Consider the following 22419-nt stretch of genomic DNA (forward strand, 5'->3'; position numbering starts at 1 on the left):
TGGGCAAGCGAAGAGTTAATAACGTTGTTCATAGGCCTACGGACAAGTTCCTGATGACGTGGACGTTTGCAGGATCGAACCGGCAGTCATTTTTATCGTGACGTGGTTGTTGATGCTCATCGAGCTGGTGCAAATATCCGCAACTGTGGTGTTAAAAAGAGTGCTAGTGCCTGGCGCCTGAGCCAATCCCGATCCGTTGAAACGCAGCGCAGCCGCCCCGGCGCTACTGACCTGGATTGAACCCGTCAAACCACTTACCGGAGCCAGCACGGTGGTAGCGGTAGCCGGGGAAGTTCCGGTAAGCAACAAATAAACGGCCCCCGTCTGCGTTCCGCAAGCCGTACCGAGGGTATCCGTCGTGTTCAGTGCCGTGCTGCTGCCGCAGAACTGCGTCGCCGCATTGCGTTTGACTGCTTCCATCCGAGCAGAATTGATTGCGCCAACCATGTCGTTAGCGGTGGTCGTGAGCCTGTTCGAGAGAATCAACCGGCTGAAACTCGGTATCGCGATAGCCACAAGAATAACAAGCACCGTGAGCGTGACCATCAGCTCGGTCAGGGTAAATCCACGCACGAACCGTGCTGTGCCGGCCCTCCCAATCTCAAACCTAAGCTGCATCGACAGTGCGCGATGTTCCTGCTCCAAACATTTTTCAACCACGGCCCGTCTCTTCGGCCGTGTTATACGGCTGGATGACAGCAACCGGTCTTCTCCTAATATGGTCTGCATACTTTCCCCTATTGCCTTCGGAAGGTATTCGATCACGAGATTTTGGCAAGCTTCCGGCTGACTAGCGGTAGAAAACGCCCGACAAGCGGCAGCTTGACCGCAAGGAACCGAAAATGTGCGCAAAAAAAACCGCGTCAACGGACGCGGGTTTTCAATACTGAAGTGGTGCCGGAAATAGGAATCGAACCTACGACCTACGCATTACGAATGCGCCGCTCTACCAACTGAGCTATTCCGGCAAGCAGCCGCAAATTCTACGGTGTGAGGTCTTATGGTGCAAGCCGATCGACGTGATTGCCTGCGCGCCCGGCTTGAAAATCTGCGCCAGCGCTGCTGGCGGAAGCCGCAGCTGGATAACGGTGGATCCCGGGCAAGCCCTTTGGATCAAAGATTGCCCAGCGCGCTCCCGCCGACCACACGAAGCTCCTTCGGCAGCGCGAAGGTGATGTTTTCCGGATCGCCGTCCAGCTCGCGAACTTCACCGACGCCCCAGGACTGCAGGCGGGCGATGACGTCGCGAACGAGTTTGTCCGGTGCCGAGGCGCCAGCGGTGAGGCCAATGTGTTGCACGCCGTCGAGCCAGCGGCGGTCGATGTTTTCCGCGCCGTCGATCAGGAACGACCGCACGCCCTGCTTTTCGGCCAGCTCGCGCAGTCGGTTGGAGTTGGAGCTGTTGACCGACCCCACCACGAGCATCAGATCGACCGCGTCGGCGAGGCGGCGCACGGCGTCCTGGCGGTTCTGCGTGGCGTAGCAGATGTCGTCCTTACGCGGACCTTCGATGTCGGGAAACTTTTCGCGCAGGCCGGCAATGATGGCTTTGGTGTCGTCCACCGACAGCGTGGTCTGGGTGACGTACGAAAGCTCGTGCGGGAATTTGGGCGAGAGGCTGCTGACGTTTTCCAGCGATTCGACCAACAGAATTTCGCCGACGTTGGCCGGGTTCCACTGCCCCATCGTGCCCTCGACTTCCGGGTGGCCAGCGTGACCGACCAGCACCACGCTGCGACCGATGCGGCCCAGGCGCGCCACTTCCATATGCACCTTGGTCACCAGTGGGCAGGTGGCGTCGAAGACTTTCAGGCCGCGCTGCTCTGCCTCTTCGCGCACCGCCTGCGAGACGCCGTGGGCGCTGAAAATCACCGTGGCACCGTCGGGCACCTCATGCAGCTCTTCGACGAAAACCGCACCGTCCTTGCGCAGCTTTTCGACCACGTAACGGTTGTGCACCACTTCGTGGCGCACGTAGATCGGCGCACCCCAGGACTCCAGCGCGCGCTCGACGATGGCGATGGCGCGATCGACGCCGGCACAAAATCCGCGGGGATTGGCGAGCAGGATGTCCAAGGGAGGCCTCGCATGGGTTGCAACGTGGGGCGGCGAATCATCTCGCGGCTTTCGATCCGATTCTTCGTGCATGTCGATAAAACGTCCGCTGCGGGAATCGAATTCAGTATTGAATTATCGCACGCCGCCCGATGGCTTGCCGGCGAACAGCCCGAACGCCACCAGCATCACCGCGCCTACCGTGATGCCGCAGTCAGCGATATTGAATACGGGGTAGCTCCACTGATGGAAATACACCTGGATGAAATCGGTCACCTGCGCTGCATGCAAACGGTCGATCAGATTACCCAGCGCGCCCCCGACGATAAAACCCAGCGGTGCAGCCGTGCGCCAGTCGCGACGCGGGGTGCGCGCGAGCCACACGATGAGCACGGCGCTGATGATCAACGCCAGCACCACGAAAAACCAGCGCTGCCAGCCACCGCCATCGGTCAGAAAACTGAAGGCCGCGCCTTTATTGAAGATCAGCGTCCAGTTCAAAAACCCGGGAATCACCGGATGCGGCAGACCCACCGGCTGCAGCGCCCGCACGGCCCACAGCTTGCTCAGCTGATCGATCGCAATAACGACGACAGACAACAGCAGCCAGACGAGTGCGTTGGGTTTCTTGCTCAAGGATGTGATCTCGTTTGGCCTGGAAAAAATACGGAACGCGATGGAGGAAGAGCGAAGATCATCAGAACCAGCGGCGATTTTCGCCCGGGCCTTCGATATTGCCGATGCAACGACCGCACAGCTCCGGATGCTCGGCATGACTGCCAACGTCATCGCGGCGATGCCAGCAGCGGACGCATTTCTCGGCCGGGCTGACCTCGGCTGAAATCCAGACGTCGGCGCCCTCCAGCTCCACTTTCACCGCACCTGCCGGACGCGGCTCTAGCGGCGCCAGCGTCAATTCCGAGGTGATGAAGAAGAAGCGCAGCTCGGCCGAGGCTTCGGTCAAACGCGCGTGCAGGGCGTCATCGGCATAGATGATCAGCTTCGCCTCCAGCGCGGCGCCGATCTGGTCGGCCTTGCGCATGCCTTCGAGCACGCGCGAGGCGCTGTCGCGAAGCGTCATCAGGTCGGCCCAGTAACGGCGCTGCTCCGGTGAGTTCTGCGTGGCCGTGAGACCGTCGTACCAGGTCTCAAACAGCACACTGTCGCTGTGCTTGCCCGGCAGCTGTTGCCAGATCTCCTCCGCCGTAAAGCTGAGTACCGGCGCCAGCCAGCGCACCAGCGCCTCGGCGATGCGGTACATCGCGCTTTGCGCGCTGCGTCGACCGTGGCTGTCCGTCGGCATGGTGTAGAGCCGATCCTTGGTGATGTCCAGATACAGCGCGCCGAGCTCGTTGGTGCAGTAGTTCTGCACGCGCTGCACGATCTCGGGAAAGTCGTAGCGCTCGTACGCGGCGACCACGCCCTGCTGCACGTCGCAGGCCTGCTGCACGGCCCACTGATCCAGCAGCAGGCTGTCTTCCACCGGCAGCAGATGTTTTTCGGGATCGAAGCCGTCGAGGTTGCCGAGCAGGAAGCGCGCGGTATTGCGGATGCGCCGATACGTGTCGGCGACACGCTTGAGAATCTCCTCCGACAGCGACATCTCGTTGCGGTAGTCGGTGGACGAGACCCAAAGGCGCAAAATGTCGGCGCCCATGCGATTCATGATGTCCTGCGGCTCGATGCCGTTGCCCAATGATTTGGACATCTTGCGGCCGTTCGCATCGACGCTGAAGCCGTGCGTCAGCAGCTGCTTGTACGGCGGCTGGCCGTCCAGCATCGACGCGGTGAGCAACGAGGAGTGGAACCAGCCCCGATGCTGGTCCGAGCCTTCCAGATAAAGATCGGCCGGGAAACGCAGCACGCCGGCGTGCGAGCCGCGCAGCACGTGCCAGTGCGTGGTGCCCGAATCGAACCACACGTCCAGCGTGTCGCGATTTTTCTCGTACTGATCGGCTTCGTCGCCCAGCAATTCGCGTGGATCGAGGCTCTGCCACACCTCGATGCCGCCCTCGGCGACGCGATCGGCCACCTGGTCGAGCAGTTCCGCGCTGCGCGGATGCAGCGCGCCGGTTTCCTTGTGCAGGAAAAACGCCATTGGCACGCCCCACTGGCGCTGACGCGACAGCGTCCAGTCCGGGCGCTCGGCAATCATCTTCTGCAGGCGCTGCTTGCCCCAGGCCGGGAAAAACTGGGTTTGCTCGATGCCGGCCAACGCGGTTTCGCGCAGGGTCTTACCGCCGTCGTTCGGCACGATATCCATGCCGGCAAACCACTGCGAGGTGGCACGGTAGATGATCGGCGTCTTGTGTCGCCAGCAGTGCATGTAGCTGTGCGTGTACTTGTGCTGATGCAGCAGCGAGCCGGCCTGCTCCAGCACTTCGACAATCTGCGGATTGGCCTTCCACAAAAACTGGCCGCCGAACAGCGGCAGCGACGAGGCGTAAACACCGTTGCCCATTACCGGGCTGATGATGTCGTCATCCGCCATGCCGTGGGCCTTGCAGGAAATGAAATCCTCCACGCCATACGCCGGCGCTGAATGCACCACACCGGTACCGGTGTCGAGCGTCACGTAATCGGCGAAGTACACCGGCGCCGTGCGCGCATAGCCCGGATCCACCGCATACAGCGGGTGACGGAAGCGCAGATCGGCCAGCGCCTGCCCCGGCACCGAGGCGACGATTTGGCCGTCCAGACCGTAGGTCTTCAGACATTCCTCGACGCGTTCGGTGGCGAGTATCAGCAAGCCGCGCGCGGTATCGACCAGGCTGTAGCTGAATTCCGGATGCAGGTTCAGCGCCTGGTTGGACGGAATGGTCCACGGCGTTGTGGTCCAGATCACGATCTGGCCGGTGGGCCTGGGCAGCGCATCGAGCCCGAACGCCTTGGCCACGGCGGACGGATCGTCGAACGCAAAACCCACGTCGATCGCGATATCGGTCTTGTCCTCGTATTCCACCTCGGCTTCGGCCAGCGCCGAGCCGCAGTCGAAGCACCAGTTGACCGGCTTCAGGCCGCGGTAGATGTAGCCCTTGCGCAGCATTTCGGCGAGCGCGCGGATTTCACCGGCCTCGTTGCCGTGATCCATGGTGAGGTACGGCCGATCCCACTCGCCGAGCACGCCCAGACGCTTGAAATCGGCCTTCTGCTTGTCGATCTGCACGGTCGCATAGGCACGCGCCTTGGCCTGCACCTCGGCCGGGGGCAGGCCCTTGCCGAACTGCTTCTCGATCTGGATTTCGATCGGCATGCCGTGGCAATCCCAGCCCGGCACATACGGCGCATGAAAGCCGGCCAGCAGCTTGGACTTGACGACGATGTCCTTGAGGATCTTGTTGATCGCGTGACCGAGATGGATCACGCCGTTGGCGTACGGCGGGCCATCGTGCAGCACGAACATCGGCCGACCGGCGGTGACCTTCTGAATCTGCGCATAGCGGTCCACCTTCTCCCACTCGGCCAGCCAGCCGGGCTCGCGCTTGGGCAGATCGCCGCGCATCGGGAAATCCGTCTGCGGCAGGTTGATGGTGCTTTTGTAGTCGTGGGTCATTGCGTAGTGATCGTCAGGTGGCGTAGTTAGCGTGCCGGTCGGAGGCACATCGGCAGGAGTACATGCCTTCATCCCCTGGTGCGGAATGAAAGCGTGTCATAGGGGTTTATCAGGCGGATGCAAGAAACGGATTGCAGATCTGCAGCGTTTCGTCCATCACGAGTCCATGCTTCATGTCTTCCGAATAAAGTCGATCGCAGCCGGCCAGCAGCGCCGAGGAAGCAATCATCGCGTCATACACCGACAGCCCGTAACGCTCGGCCAGGCGCCGGCCGGTATCGTGGGTTTGTGTCGTCAGTGGTTCCACCGGGCAAGCTGCGCGCAAGCCTGCAAGCACTTCGTTGGTTTCGTCCCACGACATGCCCAGCTTGCGGCGCGTCACGCTGGTTATTTCATTCAACACCTGCACGCTGATCACTCCGCCGGCAGCGATCACCGCCTCGGCGCGATCAGCCTTGGCGGTATCGGCCGAAAGCAGATAGAGGGCGACGTTGCTGTCGATAAACGCCTTATCGTGACTCATGCGTCGCGTCACGATCGAACACGAAATCGGCAGGCAGCCGGCCGCGAAACTTGTGCAGCCGCTGCAGCAGCTCCTGTTTGCCGGGCGTCTTTTTCAGTTCGAACACGCGCTCGCCGGCGACGTGAACCTCGACATCGTCGCCGTCCTTGAGCTTGAGCGCCTCTACCACCACGGCAGGCAGCCGGATGGCAAGACTGTTGCCCCATTTGGAAACCTGCATGAGAAGTCCTCGCATGGATATACTTCGATGATTGTATATCTTCGGAAAATGGGCGGCAAACCGATGGACGGTCATTGGCGCGGGAAAATTCAAGCCTGAGCCAGTCGCGGATTCATGCCCAGCAGTTCGCGCGCCATGCGGGCGTCGTGATCCATCTGCGCTTTCAGCGGCTCGAGTCCGTCGAATTTCATCTCGTCGCGCAGCTTGCCGACAAACTCCACCGACATGCGCTGGCCATAGAGATCGCCGTCGAAGTCGAACAGATGCACTTCCAGCAACGGCTCGCTGACCTCGTTCACGGTCGGGCGCACGCCAAGGCTGGCGACGCCGGGCCAGCTGCATTCGCCCTCACCCAGACCCACGCGCACGGCGAAGATGCCGTGCACGGGACTCACGCGCTGCTGCAGATGGATATTGGCCGTGGGATAACCCAGCGTGCGGCCGAGCTGATTGCCGTATTCCACCTTGCCGTCGATAACGAACGGCCGCCCGAGCAGCGGCTCGGCGCCGGCAAACTCGCCGGCCGCCAGCAACATGCGCACGCGGCTGGCCGACACGCGCGCGCCGTCGAGCTGCACCGCCGGCATCACGCACGCCGAAAATCCCAGCTGCTCGCCAAGATTCGCCAGTAAGGCCACATCACCCTCGCGCTTGTGGCCGAAGCGGAAATCGTTGCCGACCCAGACTTCACGCGCCGCCAGGCGATCCACTATCACCCGGCGCACGAAATCTTCCGCCGACATGGCCGCCAGTTCCGCATTGAATCGCAGCAGCAGGGTGTCGGACATGCCCGCGGCCGCGAAACCACGCAGCTTTTCCCGCACGCTCGACAACCGCGCCAGCGGCTCGCGCGAAAAATACGCGCGCGGCAGCGGCTCGAAGCTCACCACGATCGGCTTGCCGCCGAGCGCCTTCGCCCTCTCGCGCACCTGCAGCAGCAGCGCCTGATGCCCCCGATGAATGCCGTCGAAGGCACCTATCGCGATCACGCTGCCGTTCGGCGCCAGACAAGGCCCCGCCACATTCCTGGAAAGTTTCATCATCGCCTGAGTATAACGGCTGCACGGTGACGTCTCGACGATTGACCGCTGCCGTTGCGCAGCACACACAACAGGCCTGCTAGACGCCACGTAGCTCGCGCGCACGAAAACCGCTTGCGAACAGAGCCATGGCGTAAGCCGCTCCGCCAGCCATCACCAGCACGCCCAGATGCCAGATGCGTGCAAACACCGACACATGCGTCCAGTCCGGCCACAGTAACCGACCCGCGACAAGGATCAGGACCATCGCGCCAGTGGACACGGCCAGACGCAGCCAGTGTTTCAACCAGCCCGGCTGGCGCTGATACACGCCCGCCCGCTTCAGCCAGCGCCACAGCAGCAGGAAATTCAGATAGCTCGACAAGGTGCTGGCAATGGCCAGACCGACATGCAGACCGGGAACCTTCGCGATGCCGTCCAGCAGACTGCCCTGCTTGAGTTCGGGCGTTGCCCACAGCTGGTAAAGCAGAAGGATGAAAATGGCGTTGAACACCATATTGGCGATCAGGGCGACCACACCGGCGCGCACCGGCGTGCGCGTGTCCTGCCGCGCGTAAAACGCGGGCAAGACCACCTTGACCAGCGCGAAGGCCGGCAACCCGCAGCTCAGGGCGATAATCGATAATGTCGACATGTGCGCATCGAACGCGGTGTAGTGGCCATTCTCGAACAAGGTCGCCACCAGCGGCTGCGCCAGCAGCACCAGTGCAAACGTGGCCGGCACCGCAATCAGCAAGGTAAGGCGCAGCCCCCAGTCCAGCGCCCTGGAAAATCCGGCGGTATCCGTGCCCACGTGATGGCGCGACAGGGCTGGCAGGATCACCGTACCCAGCGCCACGCCGAACACGCCCAGCGGAAGCTCCAGAAAGCGGGTCGACTGCCAAAGCCAGGTCTGTGAGCCGACGACCAGTAGCGAAATGACTGCCGTGTCCAACAACAGGTTGAGCTGCGATACCGACGAGCCGAACAGCGTCGGCACCATCAACCGCATGATGCGTCGCACGCCCGGATCGCGCCAACCCCAGCGTGGCAGGCTCAGCAGATCCAGTCTGCGAACCTCTGGCAGCAAAAACAACAGCTGCAGCACGCCCGCCACCAGCACGGCCCAGCCCATCGCCATAATCGGCGTATGCAGTCGAGGCGCCAGCCACAGCGCACCGGCGATCATGCATACGTTGAGGATTACCGGCGCCAGCGCAGGCATCGCAAACCGGTGAAAACTGTTCAACGCGCCAGCCGCCAGGGCGGTCAGCGAAACAAAAAAGATGAAGGGAAAGGTCAGCCGGACCAGATTGGTGGTGAGATCGAACTTCTGCGGGTGATCCAGCGCACCCGGCGCAAACGTGCCCGCCACCTGCGGCGCAAATATCAAACCAAGCGCGGTAATGATGAGCACCACGCCGCCCAGCGTGCCCGATACGCGCGACATCAGCTGCTTCAGGTCTGCATGGGTGCCTTTCTCTTTGACCTCGGTAAATACCGGCACAAACGCAGTGGAAAACGAGCCCTCGGCGAACAGCCGCCGCATGAAATTGGGGATACGGAACGCGATGACGAAGGCATCCGTGGCGGCATTGGCGCCGAACACGTGACTCATCGATACGTCGCGAAGCAGCCCGAACACGCGCGAAACCATCGTCATGCTGCTGAACGAGAGCAGCCCACGGAACATGCTGGGGGACTTCATGCGTCTGCTGTTACCTTGTGAATCGGCGAGGTGGAATGTCCTGCCTTGGCGGACATCGGCGCATAGTCTGACAGCCGCTGCGGGACGGACAACAGCCCGGATATGGCAAAATGCTGACGTGGCGTCGTCTGGCGTGAAAACATCTACGCGCCTATTGCGTGCCGTACCGCCTAAACGATTGACGCAGCGGCAAATCGACCGCATAATTGGCGTCTTTTTCCACACCTCTACACCGATTCCGGAGTTCTACCTTGGCCAACATCAAGTCCGCTAAGAAGCGCGCGCGCCAGTCCGAGCAGCGCCGTTTGCGCAATATCAGCGCACGTTCCATGGTCCGCACCGCCCTGAAAAAGGTCGTCAAGGCCATCGAGGCCAAGGACAAGGCAGGCGCGATCGCCGCGTTCACGGTTGCCCAGCCGGTGATGGATCGTTACGCCGCCCGCGGCCTGATCCACAAGAACAAGGCCGCCCGCCACAAGAGCCGTCTCAACGCGAAGATCCGCGAACTGGCGTAAGCCCGACGCGCTGCTCGCGACGCCAAGAAGCCGGCGAAAGCCGGCTTTTTCGTGGCAAGTCTTTGAATTCCAGCGACAACCTACTTCGCTGCCATGCCGACCGCCCTACTTTGCGCGTGGCCGAAACTCCAGCGGCATCGCTTCCGTTTTGGCTGACGCTGGCGGCTTTGCTCCACACGCCCCGCAGGTGCTGCACCCGTCGCTGCAGTCGCCGGTGGCCTGCTTGGGCTGCAGTCGCCGGCCCACCCTTCGCAACCAGCCGGCGCGATCCGGCCGGCTCAGGCTGATGGAGGCAGCCGCCAGCCAGCGATTGCTGACTTTCGGCGCAAGCTTGCGAAACACCACCATTACGCTAATCAGCAGCACCACGCCGATCACCGCGTACTGCACGAGCAGGCTCATACCAACAGGGTTCGCGCTCATGCGAAAAGCCTCGCGATCTGGTACGTCAGCAGCGACGCCACGTAAGCCACGACAAACATGTAGCCGAAGGAGATCCCCACGTTGCGCCATGAATGGGTTTCGCGGCGGATCACCGCCAGCGTCGACATGCACTGCGGCGCAAAGGCAAACCAGACCATCAGCGACAGCGCGCTGGCAACGGAAAAGTTGGCTGCCAGGGCGTGCGCCAGCCCGACCGAATTGGCATCTCCGCCCACGGCATACACCGTCGCCAGCGCAGCCACGGCCGTTTCTCGTGCGGCGAACGCGGGAATCAGCGACAGGCTGATCTGCCAGTTGAATCCCAGCGGCGCAAAAATGTACTGCAGGTAGCGGCCCATGTAGCCGGCGATGCTGTAATTGATTGCCGGCCCGGTCGCCCCTGCCGGCGGCCCCGGGAAGGTCGATATCGCCCACATGATGACGGTCAGCGCCAGGATCACGCCGGTCAGCCGCTTCAGGAAGATCGAGGCGCGTTCCCACAGGCCGATGGCGATATCGCGCGGCTTGGGCATGCGGTACGACGGCAGCTCCATCAGCAGCGCATGCTCGCTCTTATCGCGGCGGATGCGCTTGATTACCCAGCCCACCGCCATGGCACCCAGAATGCCGGCCGCGTACAGCGCAAACAGCACCAGCCCCTGCAGATTGAAAACACCCAGCACGCGGTGCATCGGTATGAACGCGCCGATCAACAGCGCATACACCGGCAGCCGCGCCGAACACGTCATCAGCGGCGCCACCAGAATCGTGGCCAGGCGGTCGCGCGGATCCTGGATACTGCGCGTGCCCATGATGCCCGGGATGGCGCAGGCGAAGCTCGACAGCAGCGGAATGAACGAGCGCCCGGTCAGCCCCACCGACATCATCACCCGATCGAGCAGGAAGGCGGCCCGCGGAAGGTAGCCGGACTCTTCCAGCATCAGGATGAAAAAGAACAGCACCAGGATTTCCGGCAGAAAGCCGATCACCGTGCCGATACCGCCGAACAGGCCATCGACGATCAGGCTCTTGAGCGGGCCGAGCGGCAGGCTGGCCGCCGCGTAGTCACCGAGCCAGCCAAAGCCGTCACCAATCAGATCCGTCATCGGCTTGCCAGCGGCGTACACGGCCTGGAAGACCAGAAACATCACCACGCCGAGAATCAGCAGGCCAAACACCGGGTGCAGCGTCCAGCGATCGAGCGCATCGTCGAGCTCGGCCGTCGGCCGCGGCATGGAAACCGTTGCCGCGAGCAGTTCACGCACCTGCACGTGCAAGTTGGCGCGGCTAGGACCGCCGTCGGCCGAAGCCGCTGCTGCGGCCGGCATGTCACCATCCACGCGCTCGACCAGCGCGGCAGCGCCGCCGCGCTTCACGGCCACCGTTTCCACGACGGGAATACCCAGCCGGCGCTGGAGTTCAGGCACATCGATGACGATGCCGCGGCGGCGCGCCGCATCCATCATGTTCAGGGCGAGCACCACGGGCCGGCCCAGGCGCTTCACTTCCAGCACGAAGCGCAGATGCAGACGCAGGTTGGTGGCATCGGCCACGCAGACGATCAGGTCGGGGGCCGCTTCGCCGGGGTAGTTTCCCTCCAGCACATCGCGGGTGATCTGCTCATCGGGGCTGTTGGCGTCGAAACTGTAGGTGCCCGGCAGGTCGAGTATCTGCAGCACGCGGCCGGACGGCGTGGTGAACCGCCCTTCCTTGCGCTCGATGGTGACACCCGCGTAATTGGCCACCTTCTGCCGGCCGCCCGTCAGCAGGTTGAACAGCGCGGTCTTGCCGCAGTTGGGGTTGCCGACGAGGGCGATACGCAGGGCAGCGGCGCTCATGCGGCTTCCTGGCGCACGGTGACGCGGGCCGCTTCGGTACGGCGCAGCGCGAAGCGCGTCGAGCCGATCTGGATCAGCAGCGGATCGGCTCCCATCGGGCCAACGGCCACCACGCGCACCGGTTCGCCATCGACGAAACCGAGATCGCGCAAACGTTGCGCAATCGGATCCGCCGCGTGGGCATCGTCGACGCGATCAACCACTGCGGGCGCACCTTTGGGTAGATCAGACAAACGCACGGGCGCTGCTCAAATAAGAATTGTTCGCATTGTAATCCTTTGTGCGCTTTGCTGCAGCATGCCGGCAATGCAGCGATGCCGACCGTTTATGATGGCGGTCTTTGCCGGGGTAACCCATGACCGATTCCGTTCTGTGCGAGCGCCGCGGCGCCACCGCGTGGCTGATCCTCAATCGCCCGCAGGTGCACAACGCGTTCAACGACACGCTGATCGCCTCGCTTACCGATGCGCTGGAGGGCGTGGATGCCGATCCAGCCGTGCACCGCGTCGTGCTCACCGGAAACGGCAGCTGCTTCTCCGCCGGCGCCGATCTGAACTGGATGCGCGGCATGGCCAGCGCCAGCGCGCAGGAAAACCTCGACGACTCGCTGCGCCTGGCGCGGCTGATGCGCACCCTGCAGTTTTTATCCAAGCCCACCGTGGCGCGCGTCAACGGCGCAGCCTATGGCGGCGGCGTGGGCCTGGTCGCCTGCTGTGATATCGCCATTGGCGTAGACACGGCCAAGTTCGCCCTGTCGGAGGTCAAGCTGGGCCTGGTGCCGGCGGTGATCTCGCCGTATGTCATTGCGGCGATCGGCCTGCGCGAGGCGCGCCGGCTATTCATCACCGGCGAAGTCTTTGAAGCGGATACGGCCGCGCGCATCGGCCTGCTGCACGCCGTGGTCGGCGGCAGCGAGCTGGACGAGGCGATCGAACGCCAGCTCTACCTGCTCGCCAAGGCCGGGCCGCAGGCGCAGCGCGAAGCGAAGCAGCTGGCCCTGCGCGTGGGCGGCAGCGACGTGGCGCAGGCCGAACGTATCGATAGCGCCAACGCCGAACTGATCGCGCGCCTGCGCACCTCCGAAGAGGGCCAGCACGGCCTAAGCGCCTTTCTCGACAAGCGCGCGCCGCGCTGGGTCGCCCAGCAATAATCACCGCATCACTATGCAAGCCGCCTGCTGTATGCCGGGGACGCAAGCCTGACGCTTCCCAAGGAGCCACGCCTGGAGCGCCCTGCCCCGTCGCCCTGCCCCGTCGCCCTGCCCCGTCGCCCTGCTGCGCCGCCATGCTGCGCCGCGCATCGGTTGCGGGCGCGTCATCTGATAACTTATCCGGCTTTGCAAGATCGCGCACACCCCAAGGATTCCGCATGTTCGAGCGCGTACTGATTGCCAACCGCGGCGAGATCGCCTGCCGCGTGATCCGCACCTGCCGGCGCCTCGGCATTCATACGATTGCCGTGTACTCCGAAGCGGACGCCGACGCGCAGCACGTGCGGCTGGCCGACGAGGCGTGGCCGATCGGCGGGCCGCGCCCGGGCGATTCGTATTTGCGCGGTGACGTGATTCTGGACGTGGCAAAAAAATCCGGTGCACAGGCGATCCACCCTGGCTACGGGTTTCTGTCCGAGAACACCGCCTTCGCCCGCGCGTGCGCCGCGGCCGGTGTCGTGTTCATCGGCCCCAAGCCGGAGAGCATCGATGCCATGGGCTCCAAGGCCGCGGCCAAGGCCCTGATGGAAAGCCACGCCGTACCGCTGGTACCGGGTTACCACGGCGACAACCAGGACAACGCCCACCTCGCCGGGCAGGCCCGCAAAACCGGCTTTCCGCTGATGATCAAGGCCGCATCGGGCGGCGGCGGCAAGGGCATGCGCATTGTGCGCGAGGAAAAGGAATTTGCCGACGCGCTGGCCTCGGCCCAGCGCGAGGCGGCCAGCGCCTTTGGCGACACGCGTGTCATTCTGGAGCGCTACGTCGAGCATCCGCGCCATATCGAGTTCCAGGTGTTTGGCGACACCCACGGCAACGTGATCCACCTCAACGAGCGCGAGTGCTCGGCGCAGCGGCGTTATCAGAAAGTGCTGGAAGAGACGCCCTCACCTTTCCTCGACGAGGCTCGCCGCAAGGCCATGGGTGAGGCGGCGGTCGCCGCGGCCAAGGCGGTCGACTACGTCGGCGCCGGCACCATCGAATTCATCGTCGCCACCAGCGGCGAATTCTTTTTCATGGAAATGAACACGCGCCTGCAGGTCGAGCACCCGGTCACCGAGATGACGCTCGGCCTCGATCTGGTCGAATGGCAGCTGCGCGTGGCCGCCGGTCAGCCGCTGCCGCTGCGGCAGGAGCAGATTCACGCCCTCGGCCACGCGATCGAAGTGCGGCTCTACGCCGAGGATCCCGACCAGAACTTCCTGCCCGGCTCGGGCAAGTTGCAGACCTTGCGCCTGCCCACGCCGTCCGACCATGTGCGCCTCGACGGCGGCGTGATCGAAGGCGATACGGTCACGATTTTCTACGACCCGATGATCGCCAAGCTGATCGTTTACGACGTCAACCGTACCCAGGCGCTACAGCGTTTGCGCGAGGCGCTGGCCAGCTGCGAAATCATCGGTCCGAAGTCGAATATCGGTTTTCTCGAGCGGCTCGCGCGGCATCCCGTCGTGGTCGAGGGACGCATCGATACGGGTTATCTCGATCGTCATCTGGAGGAATTTCTGGTCGGCGATATCGCACCGACGGATGCGGTGCTGTTCGCCGCGGCGACTGCCGCGCTGCTGCAGGACGAGGCAGATATCGTCGCCACGCCGGCCGATCCCCATTCGCCCTGGGCTCGCGCCGACGCCTGGCGTATCGGCCACGCCGGCAAGCGTGCGATCGCGCTGACCCTGCGCGACCAGCGCTACGATATCGAGGCCCAGGGCTACGACGGCCACTACCTGCTCCAGCACGGCGACGCGCGATGCAAGGTCGATGGCGCGCGCCTGCAGGCCAACACGCTGAGCGCACGCTTCGACGGCGAGTCGCTGCGCCTGCCGCTGCGCGTCGACGAGGATCACGTGCTGTTGCACGACGCTGCCGGCCAGCGCTACAGCTTTACCCGCGCCGTCGCCTTCGCGTGGACGGCCAAGGACGCCGCCGGCGGCAATCAGGTTATTGCGCCGATGCCGGGCCGCATCGTGCTGGTGAAGGCCAGGGCCGGCGACAGCGTCGAGCAGGGCGACGAGCTGCTGGTGATGGAAGCGATGAAGATGGAACTCGCCTTGAAGGCCCCGCGCGCCGGTATCATTGACAGCATTCTGGCGACCCAGGGTGAGTTCGTCGACGCCGACACCGTACTGGTGCGCTTCGCCGACTGATCCTGCCCGCTACCCGCATGGCACGCCACCAAGACACGTCCGGATAACGCATGAACTTCTCTGATAACGTCCGTCCCGAAGGCGTCCGGACCAACCACGTCCACATCGTCGAAGTCGGCCCGCGCGACGGCCTGCAGAACGAGAAGGCGTTGCTGCCGGCGGCGGTAAAAATTGAACTGATCGACCGACTCTCGGCAACCGGGCTGAAAACGATCGAGGCGACCAGCTTCGTCAGCCCGAAATGGATACCGCAGCTGGCCGATGCTGCGGACGTCTTTACCGCCATACGCAAAGCAGAGGGCATCAGCTATCCGGTGCTGGTGCCAAACGAACAGGGATATGAGCGCGCGCGAGCGGTCGGGGTGCGCGAGATCGCCATTTTCACCGCGGCCTCGGAAACCTTCAGCCGCAAAAATACCAATGCCTCGATCGACGAATCCATGGCGCGCTTCGTGCCGGTGATCGAGCAGGCGCAGGCCGATGACGTTACCGTGCGCGGCTATATCTCCACCGTATTGGGCTGCCCGTACGAAGGCGACATCGCGGTGAGCGAGGTGGTGCGCGTCGCCGTAAGGCTTTACCAGCTGGGCTGCCGCGAAATTTCGCTGGGCGACACCATTGGCGTCGGCACTCCAGCCAAGGCGCGCGCGATGCTTCGCGCGGTCGCTCAAGAAGTACCGATGGACGCGCTGGCGGTGCATTTCCACGACACCTATGGCCAGGCGCTGGCGAACATTCTGGCGTGTCTGGACGAAGGCGTGCGCGTGGTCGACAGCGCCGTCTCCGGTACCGGCGGTTGCCCGTACGCGAAGGGCGCTACCGGCAACGTGGCCAGCGAGGACGTGATCTACATGCTGCACGGCATGGGTATGACCACCGGCGTCGATCTCGACAAGATGATTGCCACCGGTGCCTGGCTGGCCCACCAGTTGGGCAAGCAGACCGCGAGCCGGGTCACCCGCGCGCGCACGGCAAGCTGACCCAACCCTCCCACCGAAAGATCGTTTTCATGACCTCTCCGTTCTTGATCCGACCGATCAGCGCTGGCGACAACGCCGCCATGGCCGCCGTCATCCGCACCGTCATGCCCGAGTTCGGCGCCGACGGTCCGGGCTTCGCCATTCACGACACGGAAGTGGACCACTTGTACGAGGCTTACACCCAGCCGCACAGCGCCTATTTTGTCGTCGAGCGCGACGGTGCGGTGCTCGGCGGTGCAGGCATCGCGCCCCTGCAAAACGGCGAGCCCGATGTGTGCGAGCTGCGCAAGATGTATTTCCTGCCGCAGGCACGCGGCACCGGCGCGGGCGCCACGATGATGCAGACCTGTCTTGAGGCTGCGCGGGCACGCGGCTTCCGCCGCTGCTATCTGGAAACGCTCACCGGCATGGATGGCGCGCAGGCACTTTATGCGCGCAGCGGCTTCCGCCAGATCGACAAGCCCATGGGTGGCACTGGCCATTTCAGCTGCGACCGTTTTTTTCTTCTCGACCTCTGAGGTAAAGAAGCATGGCTGGCGTGAATCGGAAAAGGCCGAACGCCCTGGGCAAGACGCCATCACGGCTTGAAAACGTCGTGCAGATACGCTGCCGATGCCGAGAACGCAGCGATCATGATCCGCGTTGCCCGCAATGCTGACGCTGCAGCTATCCATGCGATCTATGCGCCCACGCTTCTCGACGGCGCAGTACGTTCGAAACCGCGCTGCCCGGCGTATATGCCATGAGCGAGCGCATCCGCACGCAACTGCGTCATCATCCGTGGCTGGTGTGGGACGAGGGAGATCGCATCCTGGCCTACGCCTATGCGAGACGCTTCCGCGACCGCGCTGCATATGACTGGATCGCCGAAACATCGATTTATGTACACGCCGATGCATGGCGCCGCGGCATCGCGCGCCGGATTTACGGCGCCCTGCTCGGCACCCTGAGACGGCAGGGCATCAATCAGGCCGTCGGCGCCATTACCCTGCCCGGCGTCGCCAGCGTCGCGATGCATGAGGCCATGGGCTTCAGCAACGCCGGCGTATGGCGCCAATGCGGTTACAAGCTGGGACGATGGTGGGATGTCGGGGTCTGGCAGAAAGAACTGCAAACGATGCAGAACGTGCCTGAGCCGGTGATACCTTTCGCAGGGCTTGGCTCATGCCTGGATTGCCGCACGCCGGATCAATAAGTCCTCGGCGTTTCTCCCGCAGAGAAGATGCCTGCCGCTCAACGGAAAAAAACCCCGCTTTCGAAGCGGGGTCTTTTTCACTTCTTCCGCGACACGCATCGCGCATCAATGACCTGCAATGATGCTCGCAATGACGCCGGTGGTAACGGCGACGAGCAGGAAGTCACCGTTGTCGCTGCGCACGTAATGGTAGCCGCGCGGCGGCGGGCGCAGATGGTCGCGGTGCCAGTCGCTGACGACATACCCACCGCGGCGGTATTCCTCGGGTACACGTCCGCCGGTGCGATACCAGCCCTCGCGATGTCCGCGGTCGTAGAAGGCGTGGCCGCGATGATCGCCATGACCATGATCATGGTCGTAACGTTGATCGCCATGGTCGTGGTCGTGCCCGTAGTCCTGGGCAAAAACCGCACCGCTGACCAACAGCATGGCCCCGCATAGCATCAGGCTACCCAAACGCTTTTTCATAGTTTACTCCCGGCAATATTGTGGAATCCCGTGAAGGATGTTGGCCTCAGTGGCCGGCAATGATGCTCGCGATCACACCCGTGGTAACCGCTACCAGAAGAAAATCGCCGTTGTCGCTGCGCACGTAGTGATAGCCGCGCGGCGGCTGGCGAAGGTGGTTCGCGCGCCAGTCGGCGACCTCATAGCTGCCGCGGTTGTATTCGGCCGGAACATGGCCCCCTTTTCTGTACCAGCCCTCGCTATGGCCTCGGTCATACATAGGATGCGCGGCCGCGTGCGGATCGTGGCGGTCCTGATCATGGCGGTCCCGATCGTGGTGATCCTGCGGCTGCGCCATGGCCGCGGTGGCGCACGACAAGGCCAGCGCCCCGCAGACCACCATGATACTGAGCGTATTTTTCATGAATTTTCCCTTGAAGTGCCAGCTGAAAGCTGGCCGCGAACGGTGGATACCGCGGTGAGATCGCCGTTGAAGCGAATGTGCGCTGAAAGAGTTTGCGAGCACGGCATGAACTTTCGCGGTTCCACACCCAACACGATGTGAATATTTCAGTGAAGGTGGTTTCACATTCGTGCGTCACGCTGCTGCGATGGACCTTCGCCCCGCCCTGCCGGTCAGCTAACATGCGCGTTTTGATTGCGGGGATTCCAGCATGCGGCTCGATCAGGTCAGGGCGATCATTACCGGCGGCGCTTCCGGACTTGGCTACGCGGTAGCGCAACACCTCGTGGCGCATGGCGGCCAGGTGTCGCTGTTCGACGTCGACAACGACAAGGGCCAGGCCGCGCTGGCTACGCTGGGCGAGAGCGCGCGATTTTTTCGTACCGATGTCACTTCCGAAGACGGCGTCGTCATCAATGTGGCCGCCGCGCACGAATCGATGGGCGGCTTGAATGTGCTGGTCAATTGCGCAGGCATCCTCGGTTCGGGGCGCATGCTGGGCCGCGAGGGTGCGCTCCCACTGAGCAGCTTCACCAGCACGGTGATGGTGAATCTGGTGGGCAGCTTCAATGTTGCCAAGGCGGTCGCTGTGCTGATGCAGGGCAATGAGGCGGGTGAAGACGGCGAGCGCGGCGTTATCATCAACACCGCCAGCGTGGCCGCTTATGAAGGCCAGATCGGCCAGGCTGCCTATGCAGCGTCGAAGGGCGGCGTGGTGGCGATGACGCTGCCGCTGGCGCGTGAGCTGGCGCGTGTCGGCATCCGCGTCAATACCATCGCGCCGGGTGCTTTCTGGACGCCTATGGTGGACGGCATGTCGCCGCAGCTGCAGGAATCGCTGTCTGCGTCCATTCCGTTTCCATCCCGTCTGGGCAAACCCGACGAGTATGCCGATACCGTCGGCTTCATCCTTGGCAACCGCTATCTCAACGGCGAGACGATCCGCCTCGATGGCGCGGTGCGGCTGCAGCCTAAGTGACTATCGGGGAACGGGGAACGGGGAACGGGGAACGGGGAACGGACAAAGCGTCGCTCATTCCTCCTAGTTTCCATATGCCCCGGGCGCCGCATGAACTCTCCGATTCATCGTCCTGTTCGCCACCGCGAGACGCTGCACGTTCCCTGTTCCCCGTTCCCGCCCCCATTAGCCCATTCCATTAATCCAAGAGCCCCGCAATGAAAGCTTCCGACGTCAAGAAAGGCAACGTGGTCGAACACGACGGCACCGTCTATCAGGTGCGCGATATCGAGCGCAGCTCGCCCAGCGCGCGTGGTGGCAACGTCACGTTCCGCTTTACGCTGTATTCGATTCCCGGCGGCCGCAAGTTCGACCTCAGCCTGCGCGCCGATGACGAGCTGCGCGAAATGGACCTGGTTCGCCGCGCGGCAAATTTCTCGTACATGGACGACGGCGCCTTCGTCTTCATGGATGCCGAGGATTACACCCAGTACCCGCTGTCGCCCGAGCTGGTCGGCGACAACGCCGGCTACATCGTCGAAGGCATCGAGGGCTACTACGTGCAGCTGATCGATGACGCACCGGTCGGCCTGCAGGTGCCCAGCAGCGTAATCCTTACCGTGGTAGACACCGCACCCGAAATGAAGGGCTCCAGCGCGACCAAGCGCAACAAGCCAGCCAAGCTCAGTACCGGTATCGAGCTGCAGGTACCCGAGTACATCAGCAACGACGAGAAGGTCTGGGTCAACACGATCACAGGCGAATTCGCCGGCCGCGCCTGATCGCCTGCCATGCCTGAAGAAAGCGGCGTCGGGCCCTGTCCGGCGCCGTTTCTGTTTGGCCCGATCGGCCATGTTTGCCGACAGGCATCGCACACGTATTGATGCGTCATCGCATCAACTTCAGCCCGCGTGATGCAGAATCAGCGCTCGGCCATCTGAGTCACCATTCCATGCCCACCACCGGCTACTCGCTGAGCAGAAAAGCGCTGGAGAGCCTGACCACGGCCAAACGGCCGGACGTACCGCTGTGGGTGCTGTTGCGCAATACGGGGGCAGTGATCCTGCCAATGGGCATCGGCCTGGCGACCGGCCATATCGAAGTGGGCATCGGCATCGCCGCCGGTGCGCTCAACACGATGTTTTCCGATCAGCCCGGGCCATACCGGCAGCGCATGCAGCAGCTGGTGCTGGCGTCGCTCGCGGCGGCCGTGGCCTCGCTGTGCGGATTTCTGATCGGCGGCCAGCTGGTGCCGCTGCTGTTTGCCACCATGGTCTTCGGATTTTTTGGCGGCCTGCTGGTGGTGTTCGGCGTGGATATCGCGCGGGTGGGCATGACCAGCATGATTCTGCTGGTGGTCACCGCGTACACGCCGACCACGCTGCCGCATGCGCTGATCGGCGCCGGGCTGCTGCTCAGCGGCGGCCTGCTGCTCACCGCGTTTTCCATCGCCGCCTGGCCGCTGCAGCGCTACCGGCCGGAGCGACAGGCGCTGGCTGCCGTCTACCGCGGGCTGGCCACGCTGGCGCGCCAGCAAACCTATGACGATGCCGACGTGCCGGCGCTGTCCGGCGCGATGACGACCTTGCAGCAGACCCTGCTCGGCCGTCATCACGCGCGCGGTCGCGCGATGGAAGCCTTCGGCGTCCTGCTGGAGCTGGCCGAGCGGATCAGGCTGGAGCTCACCGCGATGGCCGAACTGCGCGCCAACCCGACGATCCACGCGATGTTCCGCGACGATGCGGCGCGCGTGCTCGCCGCTATCGCCGACGCGCTCGACGAGGGCGAGCCGCCAAAGCAAGCCGAGCGCATGCTGCAGACGCTTCAGGCCAGCGAGACCGCCCTGCTCGGTGCCGATGCGCCGCCGGACGCGCTGGCGCGGCACATCCATGCGCTCTCCGGCCAGCTTGCCGCTGCCGTGCGCAACGCCAACTGGGCCGGCAGCAAGGGTGAGATGCGCGCCGCCGCCGCCGAGACGCCGCTGCCGGCCGCACTGCGCAGCAGCTCCGCCCTCGCCACCCTGCGCGCCAGCCTGACGCCTCACTCCGTCGCGTTTCGCCACGCGGTGCGCAGCGCGGTCTGCCTGAGTCTGGCCATGTTCCTCTCGCGCCAGCTGCACCTGCCGCATGGATACTGGCTGCCGATGACGGCGGCCATCGTGCTGCGTCCGGACTTTGCCGCCACGTTCAACTTTGGCCTGCTGCGCGTGGTCGGCACGATCCTCGGGCTGGTGCTCACCACCGTGCTGCTGCACATCACCCCGGCCGAGCCATGGACCCATCTGGCGCTGATGGCGGTGCTGTGCATGGTCTTTCGCTATCTAGCCACGGCGCATTACGGCGCAGCAGTGGCCGCACTCACCGGCACCGTGGTGATTTTGCTGTCCTACGAAGGCGTGAACTCGGGTGCGGCCGTGCACGATCGCGTGATAAATACGGTGCTTGGCAGCGGCATGGCCCTGCTGGCGTACGTGCTGTGGCCAACCTGGGAAAAAGGCCGCGTGCGCGCCGCGCTGTCGGACATGCTGGACGCTTACGCCAACTACCTGCGCGCGCTGGCGCGGCCGGAGCTCCGCGACGCCCATCGCGAAGCGCGTACGGCGGCGCGCACGGCGCGCACCAATGCCCAGGCCTCGCTGGACCGCATGCGCGCCGAACCGGGCACACCGGTGGTGCTGCTGGATCTGGCCAGCGCGCTGTTCGCCAACGGCAACCGCCTGGCGCGCACTGCGATGACGCTGGAAGCGGTGATCGACAACGACGAAGCGCTGCCGGAGTCCAGCGAGATCAGCGGCTTTGTCGACCATGTGGCGATCGCGCTGCAGGAAATCGGCAACGCGCTGTGCGAGGACCGCGCGCCACGACCACCGTCGGATCTGCGCACGCTGCAGCGAAGCCTCGCCAGCCTGCTGACCATGTCCGACAACAGACACAGCGCCGATCTGCTCAAGCGCATCAGCGACCGGCTGGTCGACAACGTCGACACGCTCGCCCACGTGCTGGCCCGCGGCGAGCAGCAGTCATCGCTGGACGCCGTTGCCAACACCCGTCTGGCCTGAATGCGTCAGCCGCCAGAACCGGAGCAAAGCGGCGATGGCGTGCGCCGATGCGATCAAGATTGAGCAGAACAGCCGGCGTAGCGTTTATCCTTGCAGCATGGGGATCT

22 protein-coding genes and 1 tRNA gene are annotated in these 22419 nt (G+C 63.7%); 9 read left to right on the plus strand and 14 right to left on the minus strand.

Going from position 1 to position 22419, the window contains the following annotated elements; genetic code table 11:
- Positions 1-36: 36 nt before the first annotated feature.
- From ACDK93_RS13205 to murJ, 9 genes are all read right to left on the minus strand, one after another.
- On the minus strand, positions 37-660 hold the full coding sequence (locus tag ACDK93_RS13205; protein ID WP_458069224.1) for a GspH/FimT family pseudopilin: 624 nt from the start codon (positions 658-660) through the stop codon (positions 37-39).
- 232 nt (positions 661-892) lie between these two features.
- A tRNA-Thr gene (locus tag ACDK93_RS13210) sits at positions 893-968 on the minus strand.
- Between the two features lie 145 nt (positions 969-1113).
- Positions 1114-2076, minus strand: coding sequence for a 4-hydroxy-3-methylbut-2-enyl diphosphate reductase (ispH, locus tag ACDK93_RS13215; protein WP_458069226.1), 963 nt, complete (start codon positions 2074-2076; stop codon positions 1114-1116).
- Between the two features lie 114 nt (positions 2077-2190).
- Positions 2191-2691 carry a signal peptidase II gene (gene lspA / locus ACDK93_RS13220; protein WP_458069228.1) on the minus strand — a complete coding sequence of 167 codons (501 nt, stop codon included), beginning with the start codon at positions 2689-2691 and terminating at the stop codon, positions 2191-2193.
- Between the two features lie 61 nt (positions 2692-2752).
- Positions 2753-5608, minus strand: coding sequence for an isoleucine--tRNA ligase (gene ileS, locus ACDK93_RS13225; protein ID WP_458069230.1), 2856 nt, complete (start codon positions 5606-5608; stop codon positions 2753-2755).
- 109 nt (positions 5609-5717) lie between these two features.
- Positions 5718-6131: a PIN domain-containing protein gene (locus ACDK93_RS13230; RefSeq protein ID WP_458069231.1), complete on the minus strand. Its 414-nt coding sequence runs from the start codon at positions 6129-6131 to the stop codon at positions 5718-5720.
- Positions 6118-6351 carry an AbrB/MazE/SpoVT family DNA-binding domain-containing protein gene (locus ACDK93_RS13235; protein WP_458069232.1) on the minus strand — a complete coding sequence of 78 codons (234 nt, stop codon included), beginning with the start codon at positions 6349-6351 and terminating at the stop codon, positions 6118-6120. Before ACDK93_RS13235 ends, ACDK93_RS13230 begins: the two co-directional genes overlap by 14 nt.
- 89 nt (positions 6352-6440) lie before the next feature.
- Complete coding sequence (locus ACDK93_RS13240) at positions 6441-7394, minus strand: bifunctional riboflavin kinase/FAD synthetase (RefSeq protein WP_458069233.1); 954 nt, start codon at positions 7392-7394, stop codon at positions 6441-6443.
- A 76-nt stretch (positions 7395-7470) separates the two neighbouring features.
- Complete coding sequence (gene murJ, locus ACDK93_RS13245; RefSeq protein ID WP_458069234.1) at positions 7471-9078, minus strand: murein biosynthesis integral membrane protein MurJ; 1608 nt, start codon at positions 9076-9078, stop codon at positions 7471-7473.
- A 251-nt stretch (positions 9079-9329) separates the two neighbouring features.
- Here murJ and rpsT point away from each other — a divergent pair, with 251 nt between their 5' ends.
- Complete coding sequence (rpsT, locus tag ACDK93_RS13250) at positions 9330-9593, plus strand: 30S ribosomal protein S20 (protein WP_072760571.1); 264 nt, start codon at positions 9330-9332, stop codon at positions 9591-9593.
- Between the two features lie 105 nt (positions 9594-9698).
- Here the strand turns inward: rpsT and ACDK93_RS13255 are convergent, their stop codons facing one another.
- Genes ACDK93_RS13255 through ACDK93_RS13265 form a run of 3 tightly spaced genes read right to left on the minus strand, consistent with a single transcriptional unit; the run spans position 9699 to position 12093 of the window.
- Positions 9699-10016 (minus strand): DUF6587 family protein, encoded by a 318-nt coding sequence (locus ACDK93_RS13255; RefSeq protein ID WP_458069236.1) that lies wholly within the window; start codon positions 10014-10016, stop codon positions 9699-9701.
- Positions 10013-11854, minus strand: a complete 1842-nt coding sequence (gene feoB / locus ACDK93_RS13260) for a ferrous iron transporter B (protein WP_458069238.1) — start codon at positions 11852-11854, stop codon at positions 10013-10015. The genes ACDK93_RS13255 and feoB overlap by 4 nt, the downstream gene beginning before the upstream one ends.
- Positions 11851-12093 carry a FeoA family protein gene (locus ACDK93_RS13265; RefSeq protein WP_458069239.1) on the minus strand — a complete coding sequence of 81 codons (243 nt, stop codon included), beginning with the start codon at positions 12091-12093 and terminating at the stop codon, positions 11851-11853. The genes feoB and ACDK93_RS13265 overlap by 4 nt, the downstream gene beginning before the upstream one ends.
- Positions 12094-12209: 116 nt before the next feature.
- Between ACDK93_RS13265 and ACDK93_RS13270 the strand changes: the two genes are divergently transcribed.
- The 5 genes from ACDK93_RS13270 to ACDK93_RS13290 all read left to right on the plus strand — a co-directional run bounded on the left by ACDK93_RS13270 (position 12210) and on the right by ACDK93_RS13290 (position 17386).
- Entirely contained in the window at positions 12210-13004 is a 795-nt protein-coding gene (locus ACDK93_RS13270) for an enoyl-CoA hydratase/isomerase family protein (protein ID WP_458069241.1), read from the plus strand.
- Between the two features lie 218 nt (positions 13005-13222).
- On the plus strand, positions 13223-15211 hold the full coding sequence (locus ACDK93_RS13275; RefSeq protein WP_458069243.1) for an ATP-binding protein: 1989 nt from the start codon (positions 13223-13225) through the stop codon (positions 15209-15211).
- A gap of 50 nt (positions 15212-15261) precedes the next feature.
- Positions 15262-16191 carry a hydroxymethylglutaryl-CoA lyase gene (locus tag ACDK93_RS13280; RefSeq protein ID WP_458069245.1) on the plus strand — a complete coding sequence of 310 codons (930 nt, stop codon included), beginning with the start codon at positions 15262-15264 and terminating at the stop codon, positions 16189-16191.
- Positions 16192-16220: 29 nt separating this feature from the next.
- Positions 16221-16709, plus strand: a complete 489-nt coding sequence (locus tag ACDK93_RS13285; protein ID WP_458069246.1) for a GNAT family N-acetyltransferase — start codon at positions 16221-16223, stop codon at positions 16707-16709.
- Positions 16710-16933: 224 nt separating this feature from the next.
- On the plus strand, positions 16934-17386 hold the full coding sequence (locus ACDK93_RS13290) for an N-acetyltransferase family protein (protein ID WP_458069248.1): 453 nt from the start codon (positions 16934-16936) through the stop codon (positions 17384-17386).
- A 105-nt stretch (positions 17387-17491) separates the two neighbouring features.
- Here the strand turns inward: ACDK93_RS13290 and ACDK93_RS13295 are convergent, their stop codons facing one another.
- On the minus strand, positions 17492-17854 hold the full coding sequence (locus ACDK93_RS13295) for an RcnB family protein (protein WP_458069249.1): 363 nt from the start codon (positions 17852-17854) through the stop codon (positions 17492-17494).
- A gap of 46 nt (positions 17855-17900) precedes the next feature.
- Positions 17901-18257: an RcnB family protein gene (locus ACDK93_RS13300; RefSeq protein ID WP_458069251.1), complete on the minus strand. Its 357-nt coding sequence runs from the start codon at positions 18255-18257 to the stop codon at positions 17901-17903.
- 250 nt (positions 18258-18507) lie between these two features.
- Here ACDK93_RS13300 and ACDK93_RS13305 point away from each other — a divergent pair, with 250 nt between their 5' ends.
- The 3 genes from ACDK93_RS13305 to ACDK93_RS13315 all read left to right on the plus strand — a co-directional run bounded on the left by ACDK93_RS13305 (position 18508) and on the right by ACDK93_RS13315 (position 22312).
- Entirely contained in the window at positions 18508-19275 is a 768-nt protein-coding gene (locus ACDK93_RS13305) for an SDR family NAD(P)-dependent oxidoreductase (protein ID WP_458069253.1), read from the plus strand.
- Positions 19276-19472: 197 nt separating this feature from the next.
- Entirely contained in the window at positions 19473-20036 is a 564-nt protein-coding gene (gene efpL / locus ACDK93_RS13310; RefSeq protein ID WP_179481824.1) for an elongation factor P-like protein EfpL, read from the plus strand.
- A 170-nt stretch (positions 20037-20206) separates the two neighbouring features.
- Positions 20207-22312: an FUSC family protein gene (locus ACDK93_RS13315; protein ID WP_458069254.1), complete on the plus strand. Its 2106-nt coding sequence runs from the start codon at positions 20207-20209 to the stop codon at positions 22310-22312.
- The last annotated feature ends 107 nt before the right edge of the window (positions 22313-22419 follow it).

It is taken from the genome of Rhodanobacter sp. BL-MT-08 (assembly GCF_054161255.1).

Coding starts and splice junctions, on each gene's coding strand:
- ACDK93_RS13255 (WP_458069236.1), bottom strand. CDS start 10,016: ATGAGCGCGAACCCTGTTGGTATGAGCCTGCTCGTGCAGTACGCGGTG.
- ACDK93_RS13240 (WP_458069233.1), bottom strand. CDS start 7,394: ATGATGAAACTTTCCAGGAATGTGGCGGGGCCTTGTCTGGCGCCGAAC.
- ACDK93_RS13285 (WP_458069246.1), top strand. CDS start 16,221: ATGACCTCTCCGTTCTTGATCCGACCGATCAGCGCTGGCGACAACGCC.
- ACDK93_RS13305 (WP_458069253.1), top strand. CDS start 18,508: ATGCGGCTCGATCAGGTCAGGGCGATCATTACCGGCGGCGCTTCCGGA.
- feoB (WP_458069238.1), bottom strand. CDS start 11,854: ATGAGCGCCGCTGCCCTGCGTATCGCCCTCGTCGGCAACCCCAACTGC.
- murJ (WP_458069234.1), bottom strand. CDS start 9,078: ATGAAGTCCCCCAGCATGTTCCGTGGGCTGCTCTCGTTCAGCAGCATG.
- efpL (WP_179481824.1), top strand. CDS start 19,473: ATGAAAGCTTCCGACGTCAAGAAAGGCAACGTGGTCGAACACGACGGC.
- ACDK93_RS13280 (WP_458069245.1), top strand. CDS start 15,262: ATGAACTTCTCTGATAACGTCCGTCCCGAAGGCGTCCGGACCAACCAC.
- ACDK93_RS13235 (WP_458069232.1), bottom strand. CDS start 6,351: ATGCAGGTTTCCAAATGGGGCAACAGTCTTGCCATCCGGCTGCCTGCC.
- ACDK93_RS13295 (WP_458069249.1), bottom strand. CDS start 17,854: ATGAAAAAGCGTTTGGGTAGCCTGATGCTATGCGGGGCCATGCTGTTG.
- ACDK93_RS13230 (WP_458069231.1), bottom strand. CDS start 6,131: ATGAGTCACGATAAGGCGTTTATCGACAGCAACGTCGCCCTCTATCTG.
- ACDK93_RS13270 (WP_458069241.1), top strand. CDS start 12,210: ATGACCGATTCCGTTCTGTGCGAGCGCCGCGGCGCCACCGCGTGGCTG.
- ACDK93_RS13300 (WP_458069251.1), bottom strand. CDS start 18,257: ATGAAAAATACGCTCAGTATCATGGTGGTCTGCGGGGCGCTGGCCTTG.
- ACDK93_RS13315 (WP_458069254.1), top strand. CDS start 20,207: ATGCCCACCACCGGCTACTCGCTGAGCAGAAAAGCGCTGGAGAGCCTG.
- ACDK93_RS13290 (WP_458069248.1), top strand. CDS start 16,934: ATGAGCGAGCGCATCCGCACGCAACTGCGTCATCATCCGTGGCTGGTG.
- ACDK93_RS13275 (WP_458069243.1), top strand. CDS start 13,223: ATGTTCGAGCGCGTACTGATTGCCAACCGCGGCGAGATCGCCTGCCGC.
- ileS (WP_458069230.1), bottom strand. CDS start 5,608: ATGACCCACGACTACAAAAGCACCATCAACCTGCCGCAGACGGATTTC.